Annotated in this window: 23 protein-coding genes and 2 pseudogenes; 14 read left to right on the forward strand and 11 right to left on the reverse strand. The window is 70.6% G+C overall.

Going from position 1 to position 26,294, the window contains the following annotated elements:
- Positions 1 to 22: 22 nt before the first annotated feature.
- The 3 genes from JEQ17_RS20455 (at position 23) to JEQ17_RS20465 (ending at position 1,830) form a co-directional block, all read left to right on the forward strand.
- Positions 23 to 448, forward strand: a complete 426-nt coding sequence (locus JEQ17_RS20455; RefSeq protein ID WP_200396582.1) for a Zn-ribbon domain-containing OB-fold protein — start codon at positions 23 to 25, stop codon at positions 446 to 448.
- The gene (locus JEQ17_RS20460) at positions 445 to 1,215 is read left to right on the forward strand and encodes an enoyl-CoA hydratase/isomerase family protein (protein ID WP_200396583.1); all 771 of its coding nucleotides are present in this window, start codon (positions 445 to 447) and stop codon (positions 1,213 to 1,215) included. Before JEQ17_RS20455 ends, JEQ17_RS20460 begins: the two co-directional genes overlap by 4 nt.
- Before the next feature lie 114 nt (positions 1,216 to 1,329).
- A complete protein-coding gene (locus JEQ17_RS20465; protein ID WP_200396584.1) occupies positions 1,330 to 1,830 on the forward strand; it encodes a hypothetical protein in 501 nt (166 codons plus the stop codon).
- A gap of 416 nt (positions 1,831 to 2,246) precedes the next feature.
- Here the strand turns inward: JEQ17_RS20465 and JEQ17_RS20470 are convergent, their stop codons facing one another.
- Positions 2,247 to 4,622, reverse strand: coding sequence for a serine/threonine-protein kinase (locus JEQ17_RS20470; protein ID WP_200396585.1), 2,376 nt, complete (start codon positions 4,620 to 4,622; stop codon positions 2,247 to 2,249).
- A gap of 290 nt (positions 4,623 to 4,912) precedes the next feature.
- Positions 4,913 to 5,671, reverse strand: a complete 759-nt coding sequence (locus tag JEQ17_RS20475; protein ID WP_200396586.1) for a VOC family protein — start codon at positions 5,669 to 5,671, stop codon at positions 4,913 to 4,915.
- Positions 5,672 to 5,806: 135 nt separating this feature from the next.
- Between JEQ17_RS20475 and JEQ17_RS20480 the strand changes: the two genes are divergently transcribed.
- Positions 5,807 to 6,454 (forward strand): TetR family transcriptional regulator, encoded by a 648-nt coding sequence (locus JEQ17_RS20480; RefSeq protein ID WP_107015451.1) that lies wholly within the window; start codon positions 5,807 to 5,809, stop codon positions 6,452 to 6,454.
- A gap of 65 nt (positions 6,455 to 6,519) precedes the next feature.
- On the opposite strand, the gene JEQ17_RS20485 is transcribed toward JEQ17_RS20480, so the two are convergent.
- Both JEQ17_RS20485 and JEQ17_RS20490 read right to left on the reverse strand, forming a co-directional pair.
- Positions 6,520 to 7,053, reverse strand: coding sequence for a nitroreductase family deazaflavin-dependent oxidoreductase (locus JEQ17_RS20485; protein WP_200396587.1), 534 nt, complete (start codon positions 7,051 to 7,053; stop codon positions 6,520 to 6,522).
- Positions 7,053 to 8,312, reverse strand: coding sequence for an acyl-CoA dehydrogenase family protein (locus JEQ17_RS20490; RefSeq protein ID WP_200396588.1), 1,260 nt, complete (start codon positions 8,310 to 8,312; stop codon positions 7,053 to 7,055). Before JEQ17_RS20490 ends, JEQ17_RS20485 begins: the two co-directional genes overlap by 1 nt.
- Before the next feature lie 124 nt (positions 8,313 to 8,436).
- Here JEQ17_RS20490 and JEQ17_RS20495 point away from each other — a divergent pair, with 124 nt between their 5' ends.
- Complete coding sequence (locus tag JEQ17_RS20495; RefSeq protein ID WP_200396589.1) at positions 8,437 to 9,633, forward strand: thiolase C-terminal domain-containing protein; 1,197 nt, start codon at positions 8,437 to 8,439, stop codon at positions 9,631 to 9,633.
- 254 nt (positions 9,634 to 9,887) lie between these two features.
- Here JEQ17_RS20495 and JEQ17_RS20500 read toward each other — a convergent pair whose 3' ends face one another.
- Complete coding sequence (locus JEQ17_RS20500; RefSeq protein WP_200396590.1) at positions 9,888 to 10,505, reverse strand: dihydrofolate reductase family protein; 618 nt, start codon at positions 10,503 to 10,505, stop codon at positions 9,888 to 9,890.
- A gap of 110 nt (positions 10,506 to 10,615) precedes the next feature.
- Positions 10,616 to 11,206, reverse strand: coding sequence for a GtrA family protein (locus JEQ17_RS20505; RefSeq protein WP_234048290.1), 591 nt, complete (start codon positions 11,204 to 11,206; stop codon positions 10,616 to 10,618).
- A 267-nt stretch (positions 11,207 to 11,473) separates the two neighbouring features.
- Here JEQ17_RS20505 and JEQ17_RS20510 point away from each other — a divergent pair, with 267 nt between their 5' ends.
- A complete protein-coding gene (locus tag JEQ17_RS20510) occupies positions 11,474 to 11,899 on the forward strand; it encodes a pyridoxamine 5'-phosphate oxidase family protein (RefSeq protein ID WP_200396591.1) in 426 nt (141 codons plus the stop codon).
- A 27-nt stretch (positions 11,900 to 11,926) separates the two neighbouring features.
- On the forward strand, positions 11,927 to 12,610 hold the full coding sequence (locus JEQ17_RS20515) for a pyridoxine/pyridoxamine 5'-phosphate oxidase (RefSeq protein WP_200396592.1): 684 nt from the start codon (positions 11,927 to 11,929) through the stop codon (positions 12,608 to 12,610).
- Positions 12,611 to 12,787: 177 nt separating this feature from the next.
- Here the strand turns inward: JEQ17_RS20515 and JEQ17_RS20520 are convergent, their stop codons facing one another.
- Genes JEQ17_RS20520 through JEQ17_RS20530 form a run of 3 tightly spaced genes read right to left on the reverse strand, consistent with a single transcriptional unit; the run spans position 12,788 to position 14,324 of the window.
- The gene (locus tag JEQ17_RS20520) at positions 12,788 to 13,384 is read right to left on the reverse strand and encodes a GNAT family N-acetyltransferase (RefSeq protein ID WP_200396593.1); all 597 of its coding nucleotides are present in this window, start codon (positions 13,382 to 13,384) and stop codon (positions 12,788 to 12,790) included.
- 27 nt (positions 13,385 to 13,411) lie between these two features.
- Positions 13,412 to 13,861 carry a Zn-ribbon domain-containing OB-fold protein gene (locus JEQ17_RS20525; RefSeq protein WP_200396594.1) on the reverse strand — a complete coding sequence of 150 codons (450 nt, stop codon included), beginning with the start codon at positions 13,859 to 13,861 and terminating at the stop codon, positions 13,412 to 13,414.
- Positions 13,862 to 13,874: 13 nt separating this feature from the next.
- Entirely contained in the window at positions 13,875 to 14,324 is a 450-nt protein-coding gene (locus JEQ17_RS20530; RefSeq protein WP_200396595.1) for a DoxX family protein, read from the reverse strand.
- 209 nt (positions 14,325 to 14,533) lie between these two features.
- Here JEQ17_RS20530 and JEQ17_RS20535 point away from each other — a divergent pair, with 209 nt between their 5' ends.
- Positions 14,534 to 15,739, forward strand: coding sequence for a flavin-containing monooxygenase (locus tag JEQ17_RS20535; RefSeq protein ID WP_200396596.1), 1,206 nt, complete (start codon positions 14,534 to 14,536; stop codon positions 15,737 to 15,739).
- Positions 15,740 to 15,935: 196 nt separating this feature from the next.
- Here the strand turns inward: JEQ17_RS20535 and JEQ17_RS20540 are convergent, their stop codons facing one another.
- On the reverse strand, positions 15,936 to 17,267 hold the full coding sequence (locus tag JEQ17_RS20540; protein ID WP_200396597.1) for a COG1361 family protein: 1,332 nt from the start codon (positions 17,265 to 17,267) through the stop codon (positions 15,936 to 15,938).
- A gap of 372 nt (positions 17,268 to 17,639) precedes the next feature.
- Here JEQ17_RS20540 and JEQ17_RS20545 point away from each other — a divergent pair, with 372 nt between their 5' ends.
- The 6 genes and pseudogenes from JEQ17_RS20545 to JEQ17_RS20565 all read left to right on the forward strand — a co-directional run bounded on the left by JEQ17_RS20545 (position 17,640) and on the right by JEQ17_RS20565 (position 24,915).
- Positions 17,640 to 19,865, forward strand: a complete 2,226-nt coding sequence (locus JEQ17_RS20545; RefSeq protein WP_200396598.1) for an acetate--CoA ligase family protein — start codon at positions 17,640 to 17,642, stop codon at positions 19,863 to 19,865.
- Between the two features lie 451 nt (positions 19,866 to 20,316).
- Complete coding sequence (locus JEQ17_RS20550) at positions 20,317 to 21,096, forward strand: enoyl-CoA hydratase/isomerase family protein (protein ID WP_200396599.1); 780 nt, start codon at positions 20,317 to 20,319, stop codon at positions 21,094 to 21,096.
- A gap of 86 nt (positions 21,097 to 21,182) precedes the next feature.
- On the forward strand, positions 21,183 to 21,566 hold the full coding sequence (locus tag JEQ17_RS20555) for an effector-associated constant component EACC1 (RefSeq protein WP_200396600.1): 384 nt from the start codon (positions 21,183 to 21,185) through the stop codon (positions 21,564 to 21,566).
- Positions 21,553 to 22,209, forward strand: a pseudogene (locus JEQ17_RS50080) (caspase family protein); the annotation flags it as partial. The gene JEQ17_RS20555 and the pseudogene JEQ17_RS50080, both read left to right, overlap by 14 nt.
- A 381-nt stretch (positions 22,210 to 22,590) precedes the next feature.
- Positions 22,591 to 23,988: pseudogene (locus JEQ17_RS20560) on the forward strand (Hsp70 family protein); the annotation flags it as partial.
- A gap of 306 nt (positions 23,989 to 24,294) precedes the next feature.
- Complete coding sequence (locus tag JEQ17_RS20565; RefSeq protein WP_200396601.1) at positions 24,295 to 24,915, forward strand: flavin reductase family protein; 621 nt, start codon at positions 24,295 to 24,297, stop codon at positions 24,913 to 24,915.
- 24 nt (positions 24,916 to 24,939) lie between these two features.
- On the opposite strand, the gene JEQ17_RS20570 is transcribed toward JEQ17_RS20565, so the two are convergent.
- Positions 24,940 to 26,286, reverse strand: a complete 1,347-nt coding sequence (locus JEQ17_RS20570) for an MFS transporter (protein WP_200396602.1) — start codon at positions 26,284 to 26,286, stop codon at positions 24,940 to 24,942.
- Between the last annotated feature and the right edge of the window lie 8 nt (positions 26,287 to 26,294).

The raw sequence follows: 26,294 nt of genomic DNA on the forward strand, positions 1-26,294 counted from the left end.
ACCAAGTATCCGAAGGGCCGACATGCTGACACCTGTCGTGGACGACGACGGCGCCCCCTTCTGGGAGTACGCCGCCCGGGGCGAGCTGCGCGTCCAGGCCTGCGCCGAGCCCGACTGCGGCGAACTCCGCTTCCCGCCCCGCCCCTGCTGCCCGCACTGCCACTCCTTCGACAGCGAGTGGCGCAGGATGACCGGCAAGGGCCGCGTCTGGTCGTACGTGATCCCTCATCCCCCTCTCCTGCCCGACTACGCGGCGCAGTCCCCGTACAACGTGATCGTCGTCGAATTGACAGACGCCCCCCGCATCCGGCTCGTAGGCAACCTGGTCAGCGCCCCGGAGGCACCGCTCAACTCCGTAGCCCAGGAGCGAATCAGAATCGGGGCGAAGGTACAGGTGGTCTTCACAGACGGCGAGGGGCTGCCCCGCTGGGTACTGGAACGCCCATGACCCTTCACCTCTCCACCGACAAGGACACCGGCGTCGCGGTCGTCACCCTCGACCGCCCGAAGAAACTCAACGCCATCGACCTGGACACAGCGGCCGAATTGACGTCCGTCTGGCGGGAGTTCAGATTCGACGACTCCGTGCGGGCGATCGTGCTCACGGGCGCGGGCGGACGGGCCTTCTGCACGGGTCTCGACCGCGGCGCGGACGTCCCGCAGCCCAACTCCCCCTACATGGTGGACGATCCGCTGATCGCCATCGGCCCGAAGGCGTGCGACCTGTGGAAGCCGGTCATCGCCGCCGTGAACGGGATGGCCTGCGGCGGGGCCTTCTATCTGATCGGCGAGGCGGACTTCGTGATCGCCGACGAGACGGCCACGTTCTTCGATCCGCACACGACGTACGGCATGGTCAGCGCGTACGAGTCCATCCTCCTGGCACAGCGGATGCCGGTCGGGGAGGTCGCCCGGATGGCGCTGATGGGTACGACCGAGCGGGTCTCCGCGCGGCGGGCGTACGAGATGGGGCTGGTCAGCGAGCTGACCACGCACGGTGAGGCCCTGGCCGCCGCCGTGCGGTGCGCGGACGTCATCGCGTCGTACCCGACCGAGGCCGTGCAGGGGACGGTCCGGGCACTGTGGGCGGCGAAGGAGGCGACGCGGACGGCGGCGCTGGCACACGCCCCGCATCTCGTGTCGATGGGCAACCTGCCGAGCGAGGCACAGGCGGACCTGTTCGCCGACCGCCACGGCGAGTACCGGACCCGCTGACCCCCACGCCGAGCCTCCCCCACCCCGACCGTCACCGAGCGTGGCCGTCGCGTGGCGGAGGTCGGCCACCCGGCGTAGCGTCTGCACCGAGAGCCCGGGAACGGAGGTCCGCGCATGGTCCGCAACCTGCTCGGGGCCGTCCTCGCTCTCGCCGGAGCGACGGCCGCCGTATGGAGCCCCTTCCGTGCCTGGTACGACGGCCGTCACGGTCGGCACTACCGGCTCGGGGACCTCTTCTCCTCGGGCGGCGTCACGAACGTCCCCGCGGAGCTCTTCGCCTCGCTCTTCCTGCCCTTCGTGGGCGCCGCGCTGGTCACGCTGGCCGGGCTGCTGCTTCGGTCGCGACTGCTGGTGGCTCTGGCCGGCGTGATCGTCCTCGGCTTCACCGTGCTCTGGCTCATCCGGGTAGGCCAGGCCGCGGGCAGCCTCGTCATCTCCGGCGCCCCGTCCAACGGCCTGGGCCCCGGCACGGGCCTCGCCTTCGGCGGTGGTCTGGTGCTGCTCCTGGCTTCCCTGGTCCTACGCGGACGGGGGGTCCGGGCGGAGCCCGTATACGCACCTCCCCCAAATCCGACGGTACCGACACTCGACGGTCCGACCGCGGACTATCACTGAGCGCAGCCACCGTTTGATGGTCTGTGCGGGTCCGGTGGGGGCTGGTCGCGCAGTTCCCCGCGCCCCTAAAAGCCAAAAGATTGCGCAGTTCCCCGCGCCCCTGGGGGATGGGGGCCTGAGGCCGGTGCGTAAGTGCGGGTGCGTCGTGGCTGAGCGCGCAGTTCCCCGCGCCCCTGACGGGGCGCGGCCCCTCCTGCAAGTTGCCCCACCCAGCGGCAGTCGCCCCTCCGGCCGAAGGGGTCGTGTCGGGGTTTCCGATCGCAGCACGACCTCCCGAGGGCGCCCAACAGAACAGGGGATGACACAGCTGCGATCGGATGCCCCGTCGCGGCCCCGACCCGACGACGAACGGCAGGCGCATCTTTCAGGGGCGCGGGGAACTGCGCGACCAGCCACAACGCACCCGCACACACCCCTCAAGAACGGGCAGTCCCCGTCCCCTTCTCCGCGTCCAGCGCGTACACACACCGATCCTTGCTGCACGCGTACACCACCCCGTCCTTGACAACGGGCGCCCCAGTGATCTCCCCACCGGTGGCCAACTTCCACCGCAGCCGCCCATCGTCGGCCTTCAGCGTGTACAGCAGATGATCGGTCGACCCGAAGTGAATCCGCCCGTCGGCAACGGCGGGCGCACCCACCACGTCACCCCCCGCCTGGAAACGCCACTTGGGCGTACCAGTGACGGCATCAAGCGTGTAGAGCCCCTTCCCGGACCCCACATGGACATGCCCCGCGGACACGAGCACAGGATCGAGCGAGGACCGCGCCTCCGTGGCGATACGCCACCGATCACGCCCATCCGTCGCATCGAGCGCGTACACCGTGCCGAGATAGTCGGCGAGATAGATCCCACCACCCGTGACAGCGGGCCCAGGCGCGAAGGTAGGCGGGCTCAGGAAGACCGCCGGCGCCTCGAAATGCCAGCGCACATGCCCACCGGCGACATCAATGGCAAGCACCCGCGTACCGGCGGACACGTACACGTACCCGTCGTCGGCATGGGTGATACGGACGGGCACGCCACCGCAGGACGCAGCGTCCCCGATGGGATACGACCACCGCTCCTCACCGGTACGCGCCTCCAGGGCCCGCAGCCGCGCGTCCTTCCAGACATAGACCGTGCCGTCGTGGACGGCGGGCCCGGCCTCGGGCGACTCGAAGTCGGTCTGGGCGCCGGTGATCTCCCAGAGCTTCTGCCCGTTGGCGGCCTCCCAGGCCTGTACGCCACCACCGCGGGTGCCGGTGACGACCGTGCCGCGGTCGGCCTTGAGGGAGTACACCCAGGCGTCGGTCGGCAGCCGCCACAGGTCGGTGCCCTCGCGGGCGTCGAGGGCGAAGAGGGTGGGGCCGTCGGAGGCGTGCACGCGACCTCCGGCGACCGCCATCGACCAGGCGACGTCCCGGGTCTTGAAGCGGCGCCGCCCGGTCGCCACGTCCAGGGCGTGCACCTCGAAGGACGTGACGTAGACGAGGTCGCCGGCGACGGCGGGGGTGCCCCACACGTCGTTCGACATACGGAACCGCCACGGCCGCCAGGAGGTGGCGGAGTCGGCGCCGGGGGCCGCCGCGGGCGCGGGTACGGGAACGGGCCCGGCGCCGGGTACGACGGGGTCGGCGCCGTTCACGCCGGGGCGCGGCCGGGACCAGGAGGCGGCGAGGCCGGCTTCGGGAGGAGGTGCCTTCACGGCGGCGGCGCGGGCGTCGGCGACCCGCGGGCCCGGCCCGATGGGCACCTGGGCGCCCGCGAGGCGTACGGGCCCGGTGTCGGGCGCGCCGCCGTGCCGGCCCGTGCCGACGCCGACCGGGACGGGAGGCGGGTCGTGGGGCGGCGGGGGCGGCACCACGGGGGCGCCGCGTCCGCCGCTGCGCCCGGAGGACGGCTTGGCCGCCGGTCGGCCCCCGCGGCGCTGCTCGATGAGGCCCACGGCCCGCTCGGGCAGCCACGCGGACGCCGTACCGCTGTCGTCGGAGCCGGATCCGAAGAGGTGGGGTGCGAGCTGGGCCTGGAGGTCGGCCGGGTTGGGGCGGCCCGTCGCCTCCATCTGCATACAGGACTCGATGAGCGGGCGCAGCTCGTCGGGGAGGCCTTCGAGGTCCGGGCCCTCGCGCAGGAGCATGAAGACGGTCTCGACGGGGTTCGCGCCGTGGAAGGGCGCGTGGCCGGTGGCGGCGAAGACGAGCATCGAGCCGAGCGAGAAGACGTCGCTCGCGCCGGTCACGCTGCGGGAGTCCTTCGCCTGCTCGGGCGACATGTAGGCGGGGGTGCCGACGGCGACGTTGGTCATCGTCAGACGTGTGTTCGACACCCCGGAGGCGATACCGAAGTCGATGACGCGCGGCCCGTCCTCCACGACGAGGACGTTCGAGGGCTTCAGGTCGCGGTGGACGAGACCGGCCCCGTGGATGGACTGCAGGGCCTCCGCGACACCCGCCGCGAGCCAGCGGACCGCCTGGGCCGGCAGCGGCCCGCACTCGGTCACTATCTCTTCGAGGGAGGGCGCGGGCACATAGGCGGTGGCCAGCCAGGGCACGGCGGCGCGCGCGTCGGCGTCGACCACGGCGGCCGTGTAGAAGCCGGAGACGGCACGGGCCGCCTCCACCTCGCGCGAGAAGCGGACCCGGAACAGCTGGTCCTCGGCGAGCTCCGTCCTGACCGTCTTGATCGCCACCCGCCGGCCCGAGGCCGAGCGCGCGAGATAGACCAGCCCCATGCCGCCGGCTCCCAGCCGTCCCAGCACCTCGAACGGCCCGATCCGCCGCGGATCGTGCTGTGTCAGCTGATCCACCACTTGCCTGCCACCTCCCCGTACGCGGCCGCGCTTCCAGCCACCGCTCCAGCCGCAGCTTCAGCCACTGCGCAGCGTCTCACCACCGAACCGCTCCGGCGGCACGCACCCCCGATTCTTCCTGGCCGCGGCTCCGGTTGCGAACCCGGGCCCGAATCGGGATGTCTCAGCGCGTCCCGGGACAAAAGACCCGAGCTTGCCTTGCTTTTCAACGCCGCCCGGGGTTTTTCGACGCCTTTCGCAGCTTTGCGCACGCCGTTCGTAGGCCCTTCAGTGCTGAAGCACCGCGAATTTCAAGTTTGCAGCAGGGCAAAGGACGCCCCCTGGTTGTCCGTGACGACGGCCACGCGCCCGTACGAGGCGTCGAAGGGCGGCGCCTGGACCCGTCCGCCGAGCCGTACCACCGTCCCGAGCAGCGCCTCGCAGTCGTCCACCCCGAAGTGGACGAGGAAGTGGGGCGGCATCTCGGCCGGGAAGGCCTCGGTGACGAGGACCCGGCCGAAATCCCGGGTGGTGCCGGGGCCGAAGAGGGCGTCGTGGAAGAGACCGGCGTAGAAGGAGTCGGCGACGGCCGTGTCGCGCGCGTACAGCTCGACCCAGCTGAAGGAGCCCGGCCCGTGCCGTCTGCCGAAGCCGGGGAGCGTGCCGCTCTCCCAGAGCCCGAAGACCGCGTTCTCGGGGTCGGCGGCGAGCGCCATCGTGGCGTACGGGCCCACCGGCACCGGTGTCGTGATCACCTGGCCGCCCGCCTCCCGGATCCGGCCGGCCAGGTCGTCGGCGTCCGGGGTGGCGAAGTACACCGTCCACACGGTGGGCATCCGGCCGTCCCTCTTCGGTACGAGGGCGGCCACGGGCTCGCCGTCGAGGTGCGCCCGTACGGAGCCGGCGTACGGGGACGGCCCCGTCGGCTCCGCCGTCTTGTCGAAGGGCTCGAAGGTCCACCCGAACAGCTCGCCGTAGAAGCGCTTGCCCGCCTCGACGTCCGGAAGCTGGGCGTCGATCCAGCAGGGGACGCCCTCGGCGAAAGCGGCAGAGCCTTCAGATCCAGCCATGCGGCCAAGCTAACGGCCTTTCACGCATCCCGCAGAGCGGGCGGCACCTCTCCCCCACACCCTCTCCGAAGGCCCGCGCACCCCATTTGCAGTCGGCCGAATCGCGCTCCGATCACCCCTCGGTAAGCTGACGGCATGACAGGACAAGTGCGTACCGTCGACGGCCGTGTGGCCGGTCGGCGCGGGCAGGCGACGCGGCAGAAGCTGCTCGACTGCCTCAGCGAGATGCTCAGCTCCTCGCCCTACCGCGACGTCAAAGTCATCGACGTCGCGCGGAAGGCGGGCACTTCACCGGCGACCTTCTATCAGTACTTCCCGGACGTCGAGGGCGCCGTCCTGGAGATTGCAGAGCAAATGGCCGCGGAGGGCGCCGGGTTGACCGAGCTCCTCGAAGGGCGCTCCTGGGTCGGCAAGGCAGGCTGGCAGACCGCGCAGGAACTCGTGGACGGCTTCCTGGAGTTCTGGCGCAAAAACGATGCCATCCTCCGAGTCGTCGACCTGGGCGCCGCCGAGGGCGACAAACGTTTCTACAAGATCCGTATGAAGATCCTGAACTCCGTGAACAACTCCCTCACGGACACGGTCAAGGAGCTTCAGGCGAAGGGCAAGGTCGACAAGGACGTCAGCCCGGCCGCGATGGCGGGTTCCCTCGTCGCGATGCTCGCGGCGGTGGCCTCGCACCAGAAGGGCTTCCAGACCTGGGGCGTGAAGCAGGCCGAACTGAAGCCGAACCTCGCCCTGTTGGTGCATCTGGGTGTGACCGGCAAGAAGCCGACCAAGTAGTCCGCCGCACCCCGCGCCGGACGCCGGGTTTTTCCAGGCACAAGTCCTGTCACGCAGGCGGCAGTTCACTCAGGTGGGCTGCCGCCTGTCGCGTTCCCGGGACTACCGGGTGCGTCCCGCCGGACGATCCGGAACAGCCGGATCTCCCGATCGACCCGCGCCTGGTACGTCGCGTACGGCGGCCAGAACTCCAGCAGCGCCTTCCAGACCGTGTCCCGCTCCTCGCCCCGCAGCAGACGCGCGGTGACCGGGATGTCCCTGCCCTTCCAGCTGACCTCCGCGTCGGGATGGGCGAGAAGGTTGGCGGTCCAGGCCGGATGGTCCGTACGCCCGAAGTTGGACCCGATGAGGATCCAGCTCGCGCCCTCCCTCCCCTTTCCTCCCTCCGGCATGCAGGCCAGTGGCGTACGCCTGGGCAGTCCGCTCTTCGCGCCGCGCGCGGTGAGGATGACGCCGGGCAGCATCTGGGCGCTGAGCAGGACCTTTCCGCGGGTGAGCCGGTGCACGGCACGGTCCATCGCGGGGATGAGATGGGGTGCGATCCTCGCGAACGCGGGTGTCGAGGACACCTTCTGCACGATCCGGACTCCGGCACCCATCAGACCGCCACCTCTCCGCCGCCGAACAGCCGGGCCGCGTCCGCCGCGTGCTCCCGCAGCCGGTGCCCCGGCCCGAAGAGCAGCTCGTCGCCGGCCGCCCGCTTGAAGTACAGATGCGCCTCGTGCTCCCAGGTGAACCCGATGCCGCCGTGCAGCTGCACGGCCTCGGAGGAGGTGATGCGCAGCGCCTCCAGCGCCTGGGCCAGCGCGAGCCCGCCCACCCGTTCCTCCCCGGCGCCCGTCGCCCAGGCCGCGTAGTACGCCGCCGAGCGTGCCGCCTGCACCTGTACATAGAGGTCGGCGAGCCGGTGCTTCACGGCCTGGAAGGACCCGATCGCCCGCCCGAACTGCTCGCGCTGCTTGACGTATTCGACGGTCCGCTCCAGTACGCGGTCGGCGGCGCCGACGGCCTCCGCGGCGAGGACGGCGGCGGCCGAGTCACCGACAGCGGCGAGCGCCCCGGCCACATCGGCGGACCCGCCCTCCTCACCGAGCAACTCGGCTTCCACATCCCGCAGTTGCACCCGCGCCTGCGACCGCGTCCCGTCGAGCGAGGTGAGCCGCACACGAGTCGCCCCCGCACTCCCGGAACCGCCCCGGCCGGGAGAGTCCCGTACGAGAGAGCCCTGCACGAGGGCGTCCTGCACGAGGGCGTCCCTCACGAGAAAGAGAAGGGTGCGCGAGCGGGCGAAGCCTCCGGTGTGCGCGGGGACGACCAGCAGGCCCGCGCTGTGCCCGTCGAGCACCTGGTCGGCCTGCCCGTACAGCCGCCACCCGCCGTCGGTCCGCCGCGCCTGCACGCCCCCCGCGCGTCCGCCGCCCGCCCAGTCACCGCGGTTGTCGCCGGTCAGCCCGAGGGCGGTGGTCAGGCTCGCGCCAGACACCGCGAGGGCGGCGGTGAGTTCGCCGGAGGCGATCCGGGGCAGCAGCGCGGCCCGCTGCTCCTCGCTTCCCAGGGCCAGCAGCAGAGGCGCACTGAGCACGGCCGTGGCGAGAAGCGGCGAAGGAGCGAGACTCCGCCCCAACTCCTCGCTGGCGAGGGCGAGTTCGGTGACGGAGCAGCCGACCCCTCCGTACGCCTCGGGAAACGCGAGCCCAGGCAGCCCGAGTTGCTGCGCCAGGGTTTCCCAGAGCGCGGGGTCGTACCCGCCCTCGGTCTGCACGGCGGTCCTGACCTCCTCAGGGCCACAGCGTTTGAGGAGGAGCTCACGGAGGGTGCGGCGGATCTCGTCCTGCTCCGCGGTGAAGGTGGCGTCCATGGGCAGCACACTCCTTCGCATCTGACGGCGCGTCATGTTAGAGCGGCGACGGCCAGATGCACAGAGGTGTGACGCCCTGTTGCACCCTGCCGAAGGCCACCGGATCTGATGTACCGTCAGATTCATGACTGGGACCCGGACTCGAACCCGGCCGCGGCCGCGGCCTCGGCGGAAGGTGGCGGTCGTCGGCGTGTCCCTCTCCGACTGCGGCCGGGTGGACGAGGCGACGCCGTACGCGCTCCACGCCCAGGCCGCCCGCCGGGCCCTGGCCGACTCGGGCCTGGACCGCTCGGTGATCGACGGCTTCGCCTCGGCGGGCCTCGGTACACTGGCGCCGGTCGAGGTGGCCGAGTATCTGGGCCTGCGGCCCACCTGGGTCGACTCCACCTCCGTCGGCGGCTCCACCTGGGAGGTCATGGCGGCCCACGCGGCCGACGCGATCGCCGTCGGGCACGCCAACGCGGTCCTGCTGGTGTACGGGTCCACCGCCCGCGCGGACATCAAGGCGGGCCGCCGCACGGGCAACCTGTCGTTCGGCGCGCGCGGCCCCCTGCAGTTCGAGGTCCCGTACGGCCACACGCTGATCGCCAAGTACGCGATGGCCGCCCGCCGCCACATGCACGAATACGGCACCACGCTGGAGCAGTTGGCGTCCGTGGCGGTGCAGGCGCGGGCCAACGCCGCGCTGAATCCGGACGCGATGTTCCGGGACCCGATCACGGTCGACGACGTCCTGTCGGGCCCTATGATCGCGGACCCCTTCACCAAACTGCACTGCTGCATACGGTCCGACGGCGGGGCGGCGGTCCTGCTGGTGGCCGAGGAGTACGTCCAGGACTGCCGTACGGCTCCTGTCTGGGTCCTCGGCACCGGGGAGCACGTCTCCCACACGACGATGTCGGAGTGGCCCGACTTCACGGTGTCACCGGCGGCGGTGAGCGGCCGAACCGCGTTCCAGCGAGCGGGGGTTGCTCCGCAGGACATCGACTTCGCCGAGATCTACGACGCCTTCACCTATATGACCCTCGTGACGCTGGAGGACCTCGGCTTCTGCGAGAAGGGCGAGGGGGGTGAGTTCGTGGCGAAGGACCGCCTGAAGGTCGGCGGCGACTTCCCCGTCAACACGGACGGGGGCGGCCTCTCGGCCCAGCACCCCGGCATGCGGGGCCTGTTCCTCCTCGTCGAAGCGGTCCGCCAACTCCGCGGCGAGGCGGGCACGCGCCAGATCCACCGCCCCGACGGCCACCTACCGGAACTGGCGGTGGCCTCAGGAACGGGCGGCTGGTTCTGCTCGTCGGCAACGGTGGTACTTGGCCGATGACCGTCCTAGTACAACCTGCGGGCCGGTGGGGGCTGGTCGCGCAGTTCCCCGCGCCCCTGGGTGAGTGGGGGTTGGGCGTGGTGTGTTGGGTGCGGGTTCGTCTGGGCTGAGCGCGCAGTTCCCCGCGCCCCCAACGACGAAGGCCGGGGCTGCGCCCTCCGGCCTTCGTCGTTGGGGGGCGGTAGCCCCTGCTTTTAAGGGGCGCGGGGAACTGCGCGACCAGCCCCCACCGGCCCGCACCCGACAACCGCCCCCTACTCGCTCTGCGGGAGATGGCCCTTGGCCTCCTCATACGTGCCGCCACCCGCGGCCCCCGCCTCGTCCGGCCCATAGACCAGGCTCACAACCCCCGTCTCAAAGGTCTGCGAAGAGAGCAGCTTCAGCGGAATCGAGGAGTCGCTCTCCTCGAACAACCGCATCCCCTTGCGCACGGCAATCGGATGCACGAGCAGATGCAACTCGTCCAACAGCCCCGCCGCCAGCAACTGCCGTACGACCGAAACAGAACCGCTGAGGGCGATATCCCCACCCGCCTCGTTCTTCAGCGCGGCGACGGTCTCCACGAGGTCCCCCTCCAACTGCTCGGAGTTCCGCCAGGTGAACGCCAGCTTCTGCCGGGACGCGACAATCTTCCGCACATCACCGAGCTGCTTCGCGAACCCCGCGTCCTCACCGCCGGCGGCCTCCCGCTCGGGCCACGCCCCGGCGAAGCTGTCGTACGTCGTACGGCCGAACAGCATGGTGTCGGCCGTACCGAAGGTCGCACCGACGGCCGCGCCCATCTCGTCGTTGAAGTATGGGAAGTGCCACTGGTCGGGCGCCTCGACGACGCCGTCGAGCGAGATGAACAGCCCCGCGGTGATCTTCCTCATGAGGTTCCTCCAGGTTCCGCCAGAGCTGGTCGGTCAACTCTGTGTCGTCGGGTTGGACCCCGAGGGCGGGAGAAACTAATCGGTGAAACCCTCGACTCGCAATCCGAAGCTCATGATCCGACCGCGAACGCCGCGGGGGTGAGGACACGGTCCGGCAGGCGTGTCGGCACGGAGACCACCCGACGCCGGGCCACGGCGCCCGTGCGGACGAAGGCCCGCTCCTGGCCCCGGTCCCAGTCCGGGTTCCGGTCCTGCTCCTGGTTCCGGCCGCCCGCGAAGACGAACAGCCGCAGCACCAGGAAGCGGCCCATGCCCGCGAGCCCGGAGGCGCCGAGGTAGACGACCTGCTCGGTGACCAGGCCGGGCGACGACTGCACGAGGTGCAGGATCAGCATCGCGAGGGAGGTCACCGCGTACGCGGCCGTGGCCGACCCGGCGGACTGCCAGTGCTGACGCCAGCCGGCCCGCTTGCCGGTCCCGAAGGTGAAGAGCGCGTGCAGCTCCGTGCAGAGGACGGTCGAGGCGACGGTGATGACCGCGTTCGCCACCACCCAGGGCATCGTCCCGGCCAGCAGGGCCACCGCGCCGCTGGAGAGGACCCCGATCCCGCCGCCGCACACCACGAACCGGACGAAGGAGGCGAACGGTCCCGGAGCAGCTTCGCCCACCGTCTTCGCCTGCTGCGCGAGCTGCGGCTTCATGGGGATTTCCTTCCGGGCGGCGGGGCCGTGAACCCCTGCGATCAACTGGGTTCAACAATGCCGTCGCCCGCCCGCACCCACGAGACAGCCCACACCCGAACCCATGGTGGTGCTGGCTCCACCATGGAAGGGGGGTCCGCCCACCGAGCGGCCCCGAACGCCCTCCGCGCGGCACCACGTTTCCGGACCGCGGAACCGGAATACGGGACTGGACAGAACACGCTGAAACGACTGGACGGAACACACCGAACCGGCTGGAGGACCCGCATGGCCCTGACCCGTGAAGAGCGAGAGACGTTCCTCAAAGAGCCGCACATCGCCGCGTTCGCGGTGGACGCAGGGGCGGGCCGCGCCCCGCTCACGGTGCCGATCTGGTACCAGTACGAGCCCGACGGCACCGTATGGATCCTGATCCAGGCGGACTCCCGCAAGAACCAACTGATCGGCGCGGCGGGCCGGTTCTCCCTCATGGTCGACCGGGTCGAACCCACCATCCGGTACGTGTCCGTCGAGGGCCCGGTCCTCGACACGACCCCCGCCACCCGCGAGCGGCTCCACGAGATCTCGGCCCGCTACCTCCCGGCCGACAAGGTCGACGGGTACGTCGACTTCTCCTGGAAGGAGCACGGCACCCAGGTGGTCGTCAGGATGCGTCCCGAACACTGGCTCTCGTCGGACCTCGGGGCGGTCTGAGCCGGAGGCAGGCGCGACAATCGCCCCATGAGCACCGAGCCTTCCTCCTCCCCGCCCCCCTCCGAGTTCGTACGGCTGCTGAGGACCCAGCGGGTCTGGGACACCGAGCTGCCGGGCTTCACCCCGGACACCGCCCCGGCGGAGCCGTTGCCGCTGTTCGAGCAGTGGTTCGCGGAGGCGGTGGCGGCCGGGCAGACCGAGCCGCACACGATGTCCCTGGCCACGGCGGACGAGGAGGGCAGGCCCGACGTACGGATCGTGATGCTGCACGGCGCCGACGAGGAGGGCTGGCACTTCGCGTCGCACGCGGGCAGCCGGAAGGGACGGCAGCTGGCGGCCCGGCCGTACGCGGCGCTCGGCTTCTACTGGCCCGTGCAGGGCCGGCAGATCCGGGTGCGCGGCCGGGTGACCGTCGCCCCGCCCGAGGTCGCCCACGCCGATCTGCACGCCCGCTCGACCGGCGCGCTCGCCTCGGCGCTGGTGGGCCGCCAGAGCGAAGTCCTCGGTTCCTCCGAGGAGTTGGAGCGCGCCTCGGAGGCCGCCTGGCGCCGGGCCCAGGAGGAGCCGGGCGCCCCCGCGCCCTCATGGACGGTGTACGTCCTCGCCCCCGACGAGGTCGAGTTCTTCCAGGGCGACCCCCACCGCCGCCATGTACGCCTTGCGTACCACCGCACCAAGTCCACTTGGCACCGGGAACTGCTGTGGCCGTAGCCGCGACCACGTTTGTCCTTCGCCTGCAGGCCGGTGGGGGCTGGTCGCGCAGTTCCCCGCGCCCCTAAAAGATAAAAGCCCGGGGCGCAGCCCCGCTTTCAGGGGCGCGGGGAACTGCGCGCTCAGCCAAAACCCACCCGCAGCCGCCCAAACAACCGAAGCCCCCTGCCCGGGGCGTCACAAAACAACAGCGTCCGTCGCGAGCCGCGCATGCAGGTGCACATCCCGAAACGCATCCTGCCGCCCCGCCTCGAACATCGCCCCCCGCAAAGTCCCCTCGTACAAAAACCCACACCGCTCAGCAACCCGGCACGACACATCGTGCCCAACCGCATGGCCCAGCTCCAGCCGATGCAGCCCGAGCCCCTCGAACCCCCACCGCCCGGCCAGCGCCAGCGAACGCGTCGCGACCTGCCGCCCCCGCGCCTCCGGCAGCACCCAGTAGCCGACCCGCGCAACGCGTATGACGTGGTCGATGTCGTTGAGCCCGATGTGCCCGAGCGTCACGCCGCTCTCCGCGTCGGTGACACGGAAGGAGGCCCCGACACCTTCCGCGGCCGCCTTGGCCCGGGCGCGCAGCGACTCCCGCGCGCTGTCCAGGTCCTCGATCGCCCTCAGCGGGGTGTTCCACCGCTTGAACTCGGGGTCGGAACACCCCCGCAGCCACGCCTCGACATCCGAGTCGGCCTCCGCGTCCCACGGCCGCAGCCGCAGACCGTGACCGTGGAGTTCGGGAAAGGGACGGGCGGCGTGGGACTCGTACAAGTCGGTCATCGTTCCATTCAACAACGGGCGCCCGGGCTAGCCGGAAGCGGGCCGGAACACAGGAACCGCGACCGCGCCCTTACCCTCCCCCTCCCCCTCGCCCGCGCCTTCGGCGCCACCGGCCCGGAAGGTCACCTCCAGCGCCATCCCCACCCGCAGCGACTCCTCCCCGCACCCCACCACCTCGGTCATCATCCGCGGCCCCTCCGCGAGATCGACGACGGCGGCGACGTACGGCGTGCGGGAGCCGAAGGGCGGCAGGTCGTTGCGGTGGACGACGGACCAGGTGTAGAGCGTGGCGCGGCCACTGGCCCGTTCCCAGGTGACGTCCTCGCTCCAGCAGCGCGGGCAGAACTCGCGGGGGTAGTGGTGGGCCCGCCCGCACGCCCCGCACCGGCGCAGAAGCAGCAGCCCCTCGGCGGCCGCGTCCCAGTACGGCTGCGTAAAGGCGTCGGCCTCCGGCAGATCGAACCGCGCCCCGCTCACGACAGCACCCCCATCAGAAGAAGCCCACCGCACTGTCCAGCGACCACGTCTGCCACGACATCGCGAAGAGGGCGACGAGGGAGATCAGCGCCATCATCGCGTTCTGTCCCTGCTCGGCCCAGTCGTGGATCATCAGCACGAGGTAGAGGAGGTTGAGGAGCAGCCCGCCGACCAGGGCGATCGGGGTCAGGAAGCCCACGACCAGGCCGAGCCCGAGGGCGAGTTCCGCGTACACGACGACGTACGCCATCGTGCGCGGCCGTGGTGCGACCACCACCTCGAAGCCGCTGCGCACCGTGTTCCACCGGTGCTTGGCCGCGACGTCCGCCGCCCACGCGATCCCGGTCCCGCGCTCGAACCAGCCCTTTTTGTCCTTGTGCCGCCAGCTCTCCAGCCACCACAGCCCGAGACCGATACGGAGCACGGCGACCCATTCCGCCCCGGTGAGCCAGATCGTGTCCATGAACTCCCCTGCCGCCGAACGGGATCTGACGGTACGTCAGTTCAGCGTACGGACGGCGTACGCGCAAGAGCCGCGTCTCACCAAGCCCTCACAACCAGACGCCCTACGCCACGAGCCCCACGCACTCCTCCTACAGCCGTGATCAATCCGCAACCAATTCCGGGCTTGACCGAGACCCATCAAGTGAGCACATGAATACGCTCTGGCACATGGCCGACTCCACAGCGCCCGCGGACCCCGCGGCACAGCCCCTCGCCGACCGCCCCGTGTACGTCATCGGCGGCGGCCCGGGCGGTCTCGCGGCGGCGCACGCGCTGCGCGCCCAGGGCGTACGCGCCGTCGTGCTCGAGAAGTCCGAACGTGTCGGGGCGTCCTGGCGAAGGCACTACGACCGGCTCCATCTGCACACCACACGGCGGCTGTCCGGGCTGCCGGGGCTGCCGATGCCGCGCTCGTTCGGGCGGTGGGTGTCGCGCGACAACGTGGTGCGGTATCTGGAGAAGTACGCCGAGTACCACGAGCTGGAGATCGTCACGGGTGTCGAGGTCTCCCGCGTGGAGCCCTCCGCGGACGGCAGCGGCTGGCTCCTGCACGCCACCGGCGGGCGGGAGCTGACCGGCAGCGCGGTGGTCGTCGCCACCGGGTACAACCACACGCCCCACGTGCCGGACTGGCCCGGCCGCGACGCGTTCAAGGGCGAACTCCTGCACGCGGGCGAGTACCGCAACCCCGCCCCCTACGCCGGACGCGACGTCCTCGTCGTCGGGATCGGCAACACCGGCGCCGAGATCGCCGTCGACCTCGTCGAGGGCGGCGCCTCGCGCGTACGGCTCTCGGTGCGGACCGCGCCCCACATCGTGCGCCGGTCGACGGCCGGCTGGGCGGCCCAGTTCACCGGGATCCTCTGCCGGCGGCTGCCGGTCGGCCTGGTGGACCGGATGGCCGGGCCGCTGGCCAAGGTCAGCGTGCCCGACCTGTCGGCGCAGGGGCTGCCGCGACCCGACACCGGGCTGTACTCCCGTGTGAACGAAGGGGCCATCCCCGTGCAGGACGTCGGCCTGATCGACGCCGTCCGCAAGGGGCGCGTCGAGGTCGTGTCCGCGGTCGACGGCTTCGAGGACGGCAAGGTCGTCCTCGCGAACGGCGACCGGGTCGGCCCGGACGTCGTGATCGCCGCGACCGGTTACCGGCGCTCCCTTGAGGGCGTCGTCGGCCACCTCGACGTCCTGGACGCCCGGGGCCGCCCGGTGGTACACGGCCCCCACACCCCGAAGAACGCCCCCGGCCTCTACTTCACCGGCTTCACCAACCCCATCAGCGGCATGTTCCGCGAACTCTCCATAGACGCCGAAAAGATCGCAAAAGCGATATCCCGAGACAGAGACCACCGACTCCCGTCCCGCCTCACACACTGACCCGCGCCCTTCAGGGGCGCGGGGAACTGCGCAGTCTTTTGGCTTTCAGGGGCGCGGGGAACTGCGCAATCCTTTCGCTTTCAGGGGCGCGGGGAACTGCGCAATCCTTTCGCTTTCAGGGGCGCGGGGAACTGCGCGACCGGCCCCCACCGGCCCGCAGCCAAAGAACAACCCCTCCCCACCCCCCGCGGAGCGCCTAGTTCACAACAAGGCTCGCCGAGTTGTTCGAACCGACCGGGTCGAACGGGAAACTGTCCCCCCGCTCCGGACGAACCGTGACCGCCCCACTCGCCCCGGGCACCACCGCATCCACACGCAGCTTGAACGCGTACGCACGCTCCGCACTCTCCGAAACCCAGTACGGCAGGTTGCACACATAACGCGGGGCCCCCGTGGACCCCGGGTAGTAACCACCGTCCAGCGTCCGCGGGAAGCAACCGGAAGGCACTCCGGTCACCGTCGTGCCCTGCGGAACACGCAGGTCGACACTGGCCACCGGGTCACCGGAGCCGAGGTTGCCGACCCAGGCCGGCCCATTGTTCCGGAAGGCGATCGAGGCCGTCACCGTGTCACCGGCGGCACCCGAGACCGCGGCACCGCGCACCGCGAAGTCCGCCGTGTTGGCGGCCCCGATCTGCAGCGCCACATAGTTGTCGTCGTTCCAGAGGTCGGTGGCACCGCCACCGGGCTCGACGCTCAGGTCCAGCCGCTCGTTGAACGCGTGCTCCGCGATCGCCACCTTCAGCGGCTCGGGCAGCTCGAACGACTCACCGGGCGCGAGGACTTCGTCGAACGTGCAGGTGGCGTGCGCGACCGGAACGATGTCGGTGTACTCGCACTCGGGGTACGTCGACACGAAGTCGAGCCCGTAGGACGCGTACATCGTCAGCGTGAAGCCGTTCGACGCCTCGTTGCCCTTGTTGGACAGCGCGAACGGGATCGTCTCGGTCGTCCCCGGCTCGGTCTCGCCGATCGGCGGCTCGTCACGGATCGAGAGGTCGGGGCCCGACGCCACGGTGAGCGTCGTGTCGAAGCTGTCGTGCGGCGCCACGAGGGTGCCGTCCGGACCGCCGGTCGCGGTCGCCTCGTACGTGATCCGCCCCTGCGCACCGCCCGCGGCGCCGTCGGCCGCCCGCACCCCCAGATGGATCTGCCGGCTCTCGCCCTCCCCGACGACGGGCACGTCCGGTACGACGCACACGGCGGTCGTGCCGCTCGGCGTGCAGTTGTCCGGCCAGGTCACCTCGGCGACCCCGGCGAGCCCCGAGACGTCAACGGTGAGCCTGCCGTCGGTCACGGTGAAGTTGCTGTTGTCGTGATACATGCCCAGGTCGAGCGTCCGGGTCGGTGGCTCACCGCCGTCCGTGCCGAGCGGCAGGCTCTGCTCGTACGGCGCGTTGATCCACAGCTGGTCGGTCTCCGGTTCGTCGGCGGCCGCAGGCAGGGCCAGGCCCACCGTCAGCAGGCCGGTCATCGCACCGGTACAGGCTCCGAGGCGCAGGGCGCGCCGGACGGAGTCGGGTCTCATGTCTCCCCCAAGGGACTCGGTCGTGTCTCCTTCGACATGTGCAACATCTAGACCAGCGTGGGTGGTTGAAGGTTGCGCCCGGACTGTGCGGAACCTGTGCGCCGGGTCCAGGACCGGATGCACCGGACCGGATGCGCCGGAGCGGACACGCCGAGCCGGTTGCGCCGTACCGAACACGCCGGACCGGACGCGCCGAGCCGGATGCGCCGGACCGGATGCGCGGACCGCGCGGGTTCCCGGGCAGGCGCCGCCGGGTACAAACCCTGTGCTCGCCACAAGTTCTTTGCGTGCAGACCCGTTCCTGACGCGCCGTCAGTTCAGTAATCTGACACTGCGTCAGTTATTGGCAGCCACACAGGAGCGGGCGGACCGATGCTTGGATCAACCCACGGCACCCTCACCACCGACTCCCGCCGGGCCCGCGTCATCGCCTGCGGCGAGCAACCGGCCCCTGCCGTGCACGGCAGGCCCGCCGCCACCGACGACCTCGACGTCAGCGGCCGGCCGCTGTACGCCGGCGTACCCGATCTGGACCGCTTCTTCCGCCCCGAACGCGTGGCCGTCGTCGGCGCCTCGGACGCCGAGGGGCGCCCGAACACCGGCATCACCCGGCAACTGCTCGCCTGGTCCGAGCGGGTCGGCGCGCGGCTGTATCCGGTGCATCCGACGCGTGAGTCGGTCTTCGGCATCCCGTGCGTCGCCGCCGTCGGGGAGCTGCCCGAAGAGGTCGACCTGGCCGTGCTGCTGGTCTCCGATCCGCTGCCCGTGATCGAGGAACTCGCCGAGGCCAAGGTGAGGTTCGCGGTCGCGTTCGCCTCCGGGTTCGCCGAGACGGGCGCGGAGGGAGCCGCCGCGCAGGCCCGGCTCGCCGCCGCCGTGGAGCGGTCCGGGCTGCGGCTGCTCGGCCCGAACACCAACCTCAACGCCTTTGAGAAGTTCCGAGAGGATCTGGACGGTCCCGCGATCGCGCTGATCACCCAGTCCGGGCACCAGGGGCGTCCCGTCTTCACCATGCAGGAGCTGGGCGTACGGCTCTCGCACTGGGCGCCCACCGGCAACGAGGCCGATCTGGAGTGCGCCGACTTCATCTCCTACTTCGCCGAGCAGCCCGAGGTCGGTGCCATCGCCTGTTACGTCGAGGGGCTCAAGGACGGGCGGTCCTTCCTGCTCGCCGCGGACCGGGCGGCGCGGCGCGGGGTGCCGGTGGTGGCGGTGAAGGTCGGCCGCACCGAGACCGGCGCCCGTACGGCCGCCTCGCACACCGGCAAGCTGACCGGCGCCGACGCGGTGGTGGACGCGGCGATGCGGCAGTACGGCGTGATCCGTGTCGACGGTCTCGACGAACTCCAGGACACGGCCGCGTTGTTGGCGCGGGCCCGCCCCCCGTCCGCCGACGGGGTGGTCGTCTACTCCATCTCGGGCGGCACGGGTGCGCACTTCTCGGACCTGGCGTCGGAGGCGGGGCTCTGTCTGCCCACGCTGTCGGCCGGCAAGCAGGCCGAACTGCACGAGTGGATACCCGAGTATCTGGACGTGTCCAACCCCGTCGACAACGGTGGGCATCCGGTGGGCGACTGGCGTGGCCGGAAGATCATCGACGCGATCCTGGCGGACCCGGCGGTGGGGGTGTTGATCTGTCCGATCACGGGTCCCTTCCCGCCGATGAGCGACAAACTGGCGCAGGATCTGGTGGACGCGGCGGAACAGACGGACAAGCTGGTGTGTGTGGTGTGGGGGTCGCCCGTCGGCACGGAGGCCGCGTACCGGGAGACGTTGCTCGGGTCGTCCCGCGTGGCCACGTTCCGTACGTTCGCGAACTGCATCACGGCGGTGCGGGCCCATCTGGAGCACGCGCGGTTCTCCTCGTTCTACCGCTCGCCGTTCGACGAGGCGCCGCGTACGTCGTCTCCCTCGTTCCGCAAGGCGCAGGCGCTGATGCGGCCGGGGCAGCAGTTGAGCGAGCACGCGGCGAAGCAGTTGCTGCGGGCGTACGGGATTCGCGTGCCGCGGGAGCAGTTGGTGACCAGTGCCGCGGCGTCCGTCCGGGCGGCGGGGCTCGTCGGGTACCCCGTCGTGATGAAGGCCTCCGGGGCGCAGCTCGCCCACAAGACCGAACTCGGCCTGGTGAAGATCGGGTTGACCTCCGCGAGTCAGGTCCGCGACGCGTATCGCGACCTCACGGACATCGCGCGGTACGAGGATGTGCCGCTCGACGGGGTGCTGGTGTGCCAGATGGTGGAGCCCGGTGTCGAGATGGTCGTGGGTGTCACGCAGGACGCGCTGTTCGGGCCGACGGTGACGGTGGGGTTGGGCGGGGTGCTCGTGGAGGTGCTGCGGGATACGGCTGTGGGGGTGCCGCCGTTCGGGGAGGATCAGGCGCGGGCGATGTTGTCGGAGCTCCGCGGGCGGGCGCTGCTGGATGGCGTCCGCGGGCGGCCTCCGGCCGACCTCGACGCGCTCGTCGAGGTCGTGCTGCGGGTTCAGCGCATGGCGCTCGAACTGGACGGGGAGCTCTCCGAGCTGGACATCAATCCGTTGATGGTGCTGCCTCGGGGGCAGGGGGCGGTGGCCTTGGACGCGCTGGCGGTGTGCCGCTGAGGGGGCGTGCGGTTTGTGTGTCGGGTGCGGGTGCGTTGTGGCTGGTCGCGCAGTTCCCCGCGCCCCTAAAAGATGCGCCTGCCGTTCGTCGTCGGGTCGGGGCCGCGACGGGGCATCCGATCGCAGCTGTGTCATCCCGGGCCTACGGGGTGCCCTCGGGAGGTCGTGCTGCGATCGGAAACCCCGACACGACCCCTTGCGCCGGGGGGCGACTGCCGCTGGGTGGGGCCGCGCCCCGTCAGGGGCGCGGGGAACTGCGCGCTCGGCCCCCACCGGGCGGGAAGGTGCGCACGGTCCTCAGCCAGGCTCTTCGGGGGCGCGGGGAACGGCGCAATCCTTTGGCTTTTAGGGGCGCGGGGAACTGCGCAGTCTTTTGGCTTTAGGGGCGTGGGGAACTGCGCGATCAGCCACAACGAAGCCGCACTCGTCCACGACCGGATCGGATCACCCCTTGATACTCCACACCACCACCAACCACGTCTCCTGGATCACCCTCAACCGCCCGGAAGCCATGAACGCCCTCACCCCGGACCAACGCGACCACCTGATCCGGCTGTTCGAGGAAGCCTCCGCGGACCCGGACGTAAGGGCGGTCGTAGTCACGGCAACAGGCCGAGGCTTCTGCGCAGGCGCAGACCTCCGCGGCGGCGGCCCACGAACGGACCGAGTGGCCGGAGACGTAGCCCGAGTGATCAGGCAGGGAGCCCAACGCCTGATCACCGCAATCCTGGACTGCGAGAAACCAGTGATCGCGGCGGTGAACGGCACCGCGGCCGGCATAGGCGCCCACCTCGCCTACGCCTGCGACCTGGTCATAGCGGCCGAATCGGCAAGGTTCATAGAGGTGTTCGTACGCCGAGGCCTCGTCCCGGACGGCGCCGGCGCCTACCTCCTCCCCCGCCTGATAGGCCCCCAGCGGGCGAAGGAGCTGATGTTCTTCGGCGACGCCCTGACGGCCTCGGACGCGGAACGCCTCGGGCTCGTCAACAGAGTCGTACCGGACGAGGAGTTGGAGAAGGCGGCCCGCACCTGGGCCGAACGCCTCGCAGCCGGACCCACCCGCTCGATCGCCCTCACCAAGCAACTGGTGAACGCGTCCCTGGACACCGACCGCTCGACCGCCCTCACCGCCGAGGCCACCGCACAGGAGATCAACACGACGACGGCGGACGCGCAGGAAGGGGTGGCGTCGTTCGTGGAGCGCAGGGGACCAAAGTTCCACGGCCGCTGAGCGCAGGCACCAGGCGAATCGCCTGTCAGCCCGCCCCAGAAGCAAGTAGCGTGACCCACGACACAACGGCTTTCGGGGGAGGCACCATGAAGCTGGTTGTCGAGGCGGGGAGCCCCGCGTCAGCGGCGGACGAACTGGTATCACTGGCGGACTGGCTGCGCCACGAGGACGAACTGCGCGGTCGGATCGGGCTGGAGCGGGCGAAGATCGAGGAAGGCCGGATGGGTGGGCTGCCCGAGGCCGTCGTCGTGGCGTTGTCCGGGGGAGGAGCCGCAACGGTACTGGCCAGGGCCGCCGTCGAGTGGGTCAAGCAGCGCCGGAGCGATGTCGTGCTCAAGGCGGTCCGGCCCAACGGGGAGACGTACGAGATCGAGGTACGCGGCACGAGGTCCCCCGAAGAACTGATCAGCGGATTCCACGAGTTCGTCCAGCGGAACCAGGCCGCCGCCGACAACTATGAGACTCCCTGACGGCGAGCGATCCCGTGTAGTCCTGATCGGCACGGCGAGCTACACGGCGGACCCCGAACTGCCTGGCCTCCCCACGGTGGTCAACAACCTGGCCGACCTCGCCCAGGCGCTCGGCGAGCCGGTGCACGGCTGGCTGTCCCCGCGCACCTGCACGATCATCCAGGATCCCGGCACTCCGTCTGAACTGGGCCGGCAGCTGGGTGAGATCACGCCTCTGGCCGAGGATCTACTGCTCATCTACTACGCCGGACATGGCCTCCTCAACCGGGCTGGAGACCTCTATCTCGGGCTGTCCGAAACCCATGCGTCCGACCTGCAACTGCGATACACGGCGATGCCGTTCGACGGCATTCGGGAACTGGTCGCCAACAGCCCGGCCAGTAACCGGGTCGTTGTCCTCGACTGCTGCTTCTCCGGGAGAGCGATCGACGTCATGGCCTCGGTCGACAACCTCGTCATGAGTCAGACCGGCATCACCGGTAGCTACACCCTCACCGCCACGCCCTCGGGCGTCACAGCCCTGGCCCCTGCCGGCCAGCGCAACACCGCTTTCACGGGAGAGCTCCTGGACCTGCTGCGGAGTGGAGATCCGGACGCGCCCGCCGAACTGACGCTGGATCACATCTACCGATTCCTGTATCGCCGACTACGAACTCGAGGCCTGCCCAAACCCCGGCGGCAGGGCACGGACACGGTCGCCGACCTGGTACTCGCGCGCAATGTGGGCTACCAGCCACCGCCCGAGACGAAGCGGAGATCGACCGCTGGCGGCGGCAACGACACACCGTCCCGGCTGCTCCTCGACGAGGAAGAGCTCCTCGGGCGGGACGGTGATCCCGCCGAGGCCGCCCGTCGCTACGGCGACATCGCCGGAGTGCTGGTACGGCTGTACGGCACCGACCACCCCGACGCCCGGGCCGCGGAACTCAGCCGTGCCTACTGGATGGTGTACCGGACTCCCGCGGAGACTCGGACACCTTCTTCTGAGGAGGACCGGGCCTTCGCGGGCAAGCGGGCCGTCGGCATCGACCTCGGCGGCGCCAACTCGGTGATCTGTGCCATCGACTTTGGCGAGCCGGAGGTCGTCCTCAACGCGGAGGGTGCCAGGACCACTCCGTCCGTCGTCGCGTTCACCGAGTCCGGTGAGGTGCTGGTCGGCGAGGCCGCCCGACGCCAGGCCGTCACCAACCCCGACCGGACCGTCCAGTCGTTCGTACGTCACCTGGGTACCGACTGGCGTTTCACCATCGGCGGCAGGGAGTTCGGCGCGCCGGAGATCGCCTCGTTCGTCCTGCGGAAACTGAAGCAGGACGCGGAGGCCCGACTCGGCCAGGAGATCACCGAGGCCGTTGTCTGCGTGCCGGCGGGAGCGAACTACGACGTGATCCTGGCGACCCGCGAGGCCGCCCGGCTGGCCGGGCTGCAGCCTCTGATCGTCGCTCCCAACGAGTGGCTGATCGCTCTCGGGCACGGACGGTGGGAGGACGAGGATCTGATCATGATGGTGCTGGACCTCGGAGCCACGTCCTTCGGAGTATCGGTGATCGAGGTCGGTGACGGTGTGGTCGAGGTGAAAGCCGTCGGGGGCGACAGCCGACTTGGCGGTGACGACTGGGACCAGGTCCTTGTCGACCACCTGGTGGAGCGGTTCAGGTCCCACCATGGTGTGGACCTGACCCAGGACAGGATGGCGCTGCGGCGCCTGCGCGAGGCCGCGGAGAGGGCGAAGATCGAGCTGTCCTTCTCAACGGAGACCTCGATCGACCTGCCCTACCTCGTGGTGTCCCCCGAGGGGCAGCTGCATCTGGAGGAGAAGGTCACCCGAGCCTGGTTCCAGGAGCGGACGGCGGACCTGCTGGCCCGCTGCGACAGCGCGATCCAGCAGGTGCTCAGGGACGTCGGCATCCGGCTGTCCGGGCTCGGCCATGTGGTCCTGGTCGGCGGTTCGACACGAATGCCGGCAGTCGCCGAGTTCGTGAGGAAACTGACCGGCATGGAGGCCAACAGGGGGGTGAACCCGGACGAGATCGTCGCCATCGGCGCCGCGCTCCGCGTCGGCGTCCTCAAGGGTGAGGTCAAGGGCGTCCTGCTCCTCGACGCGGCCCCACTGTCCCTCGGCTTCGAGACCAAGGGGGGAATCATGACCAAGCTCATCGAGCGCAACACCACGATCCCGACCAAGCGCTCGGAGGTCTTTACCACCACCGAGGACGACCAGGTGTACGCGCAGATCCCGGTCTACCAGGGCGAGCGCGAGATCGCGGCGTACAACAGGATGTTGGGCCTGGTCGAGCTGACCGGTCTACCGAGGGCCGCGCGCGGCGTCCCGCAGATCGAGGTCTCCTTCGACATCGACGGCTGGGGGATGCTCTCCGTCACTGCGAAGGCCTTGCCCGACGGCGAGGCGCAGTCCGCGTTCGTCGGTGACACCGACAGTTGGAGCACCTCGCCCCGGCGCCCTGACGCCCTCCTGGCGTACGCGCTCCCGCCTGGAGCCGAGGACGCGAAGCCGCACGACCCGTACGGCGCCGCACAGGAGGCTCAGGCACGGGACTCCCAGGGGCCGGCCGGACAGGGCGGGAGTTCGTCATCGGAGAACACCACACGAAACAAACGATGGTGGTCACGCTAGGACGGCCTCCGCGGCTCCCCGGAACCGAGAAGAGCGAAGACCAGCGGGTGACACGACTTCCAATCTGACACCCCGTCAGCTTCAATGGGCAATGTGATGGGACACGCAGGAATGGCCGCCGCGGCGGTCCGCTACCTAAGGTCGGCCGGAGCCCCGGGCACCGAGGGCCGGGTCGAACCCCTCCCGCGCCCGGACCTGCGAGCGGTCGGCGACGACGAACGCGCACCGATCGACCCGGCCGAATTCCGCCGCGTACTGGGCAACTTCGCCACGGGCGTGACCGTGGTGACCGCCCCGGCGGGTGAGGGAGAGTCGGCAGGACCGGCCGGCTTCGCCTGTCAGTCCTTCTCCGCCCTGTCCCTCGACCCACCGCTGATCGCGTTCATGGTCGCGCGTACGTCGACGACCTGGCCCCGCATCGCCCGCGCGGGTGTCTTCTGCGTGAACGTCCTGGGTGCCCACCAGGGCGACCTGTGCCGCGGCTTCGCGGTGAGCGGCGCCGACAAGTTCGCCGGGGTCGCCCACGATCCGGCCCCGGTGTCCGGCTCGCCCCGCCTCGTCGGCGCCCCCGCCTGGATCGACTGCACGATCCACGCCGTCCACACGGGCGGCGACCACCTGATCGTGGTCGGCAGGGTGGACGCCCTGGGCACGGCCGACGGCGACGGCGCGCCCCTGCTGTTCCACCGCGGCCGGTTCGGCCGCCTCACCGACTGAGGCCGGGACACACTTCGTCCGCACTCAGGCGAGAACCGCCACCGGCCGCCGCCTGATCACCAACGCCATCAGCGCCGCCGCCGCGCACAGCGCGCCCGAGGCGTACCACATGACGTCGTACGAACCGAAGGTGTCGCGGGCGACTCCGCCGAGGAAGGCGACGAGGGCGGCGCCGACCTGGTGGGAGGCGAGAACCCAGCCGAAGACGATGGCGCTGTCGTCGCCGTAGTGCTCGCGGCACAGGGCGATGGTGGGCGGGACCGTGGCGACCCAGTCGAGGCCGTAGAAGACGATGAAGAAGATCATCGGCGGGTGGACGGACGGGGCCAGCAGCATCGGGAGGAAGAGGAGGGAGATGCCGCGCAGGGCGTAGTAGACCGCCAGCAGGCGGCGCGGTTCGAAGCGGTCCGTGAACCAGCCGGAGGCGATCGTGCCGATGACGTCGAAGACGCCGATGACCGCGAGGAGCGACGCGGCCGCCGTGATCGGCATGCCGTGGTCGTGGGAGGCGGGCACGAAGTGCGTCTGGATCAGGCCGTTGGTCGAGGCCCCGCAGATCGCGAAGGTGCCGGCGAGCAGCCAGAACGGGCCGGTGCGCGCGGCCGAGAAGAGGACCTTCACCGCACGTCGTGCCGCGCCGGGTACGGGTGGCGGCTTCTCGACGAACTCCGTTGCCCCGTACGGCTTCAGACCCACGTCCGCCGGGTGGTCGCGCAGCAGCAGCCACACGAAGGGGACGACCGCGAGGGCCGCCAGGGCGACGGTGACGGCGGCCGGACGCCAGTCGTGCTCCGAGACGATCCAGGACAGCACCGGCAGGAAGATCAGCTGGCCGGAGGCGGAGGCCGCGGTGAGGATGCCCGTGACCAGGCCACGCTTCTCGGTGAACCAGCGGTTCGTGACGGTCGCGGCGAAGGCGAGCGCCATCGAGCCCGAGCCCAGCCCGACGAGCAGGCCCCAGCACAGCAGCAGCTGCCACGCGGTCGTCATCCACACCGTCGCGCCGGAGCCGACCGCGATCACGATCAGGGCGACGGCAACCACCCGGCGGATGCCGAACCGGTCCATCAGCGCCGCGGCGAACGGCGCCGTGAGCCCGTACAGCGCGAGGTTGACGGAGACCGCGAGCCCGATCGTGCCGCGCGACCAGTGGAACTCCTGGTGCAGCGGGTCGATCAGCAGCCCCGGCAGTGAACGGAAGGCCGCGGCCCCGATGATCGTCACGAACGTCACGGCGGCGACGAACCAGGCCCGGTGTATCCGCCGCCGGCGCTTGCCGCCGCTGGGCTCCTCGACGCCTGCGGATGCGACCGTGGTGGCGGCTGCGGGTCCATCCGCGACTGCGTCTGCGGCATCGGTTGTCTGTGTCACGTCATAGA

It is taken from the genome of Streptomyces liliifuscus (genome assembly GCF_016598615.1).
GTDB classification, from domain to species: Bacteria; Actinomycetota; Actinomycetes; order Streptomycetales; family Streptomycetaceae; genus Streptomyces; species Streptomyces liliifuscus.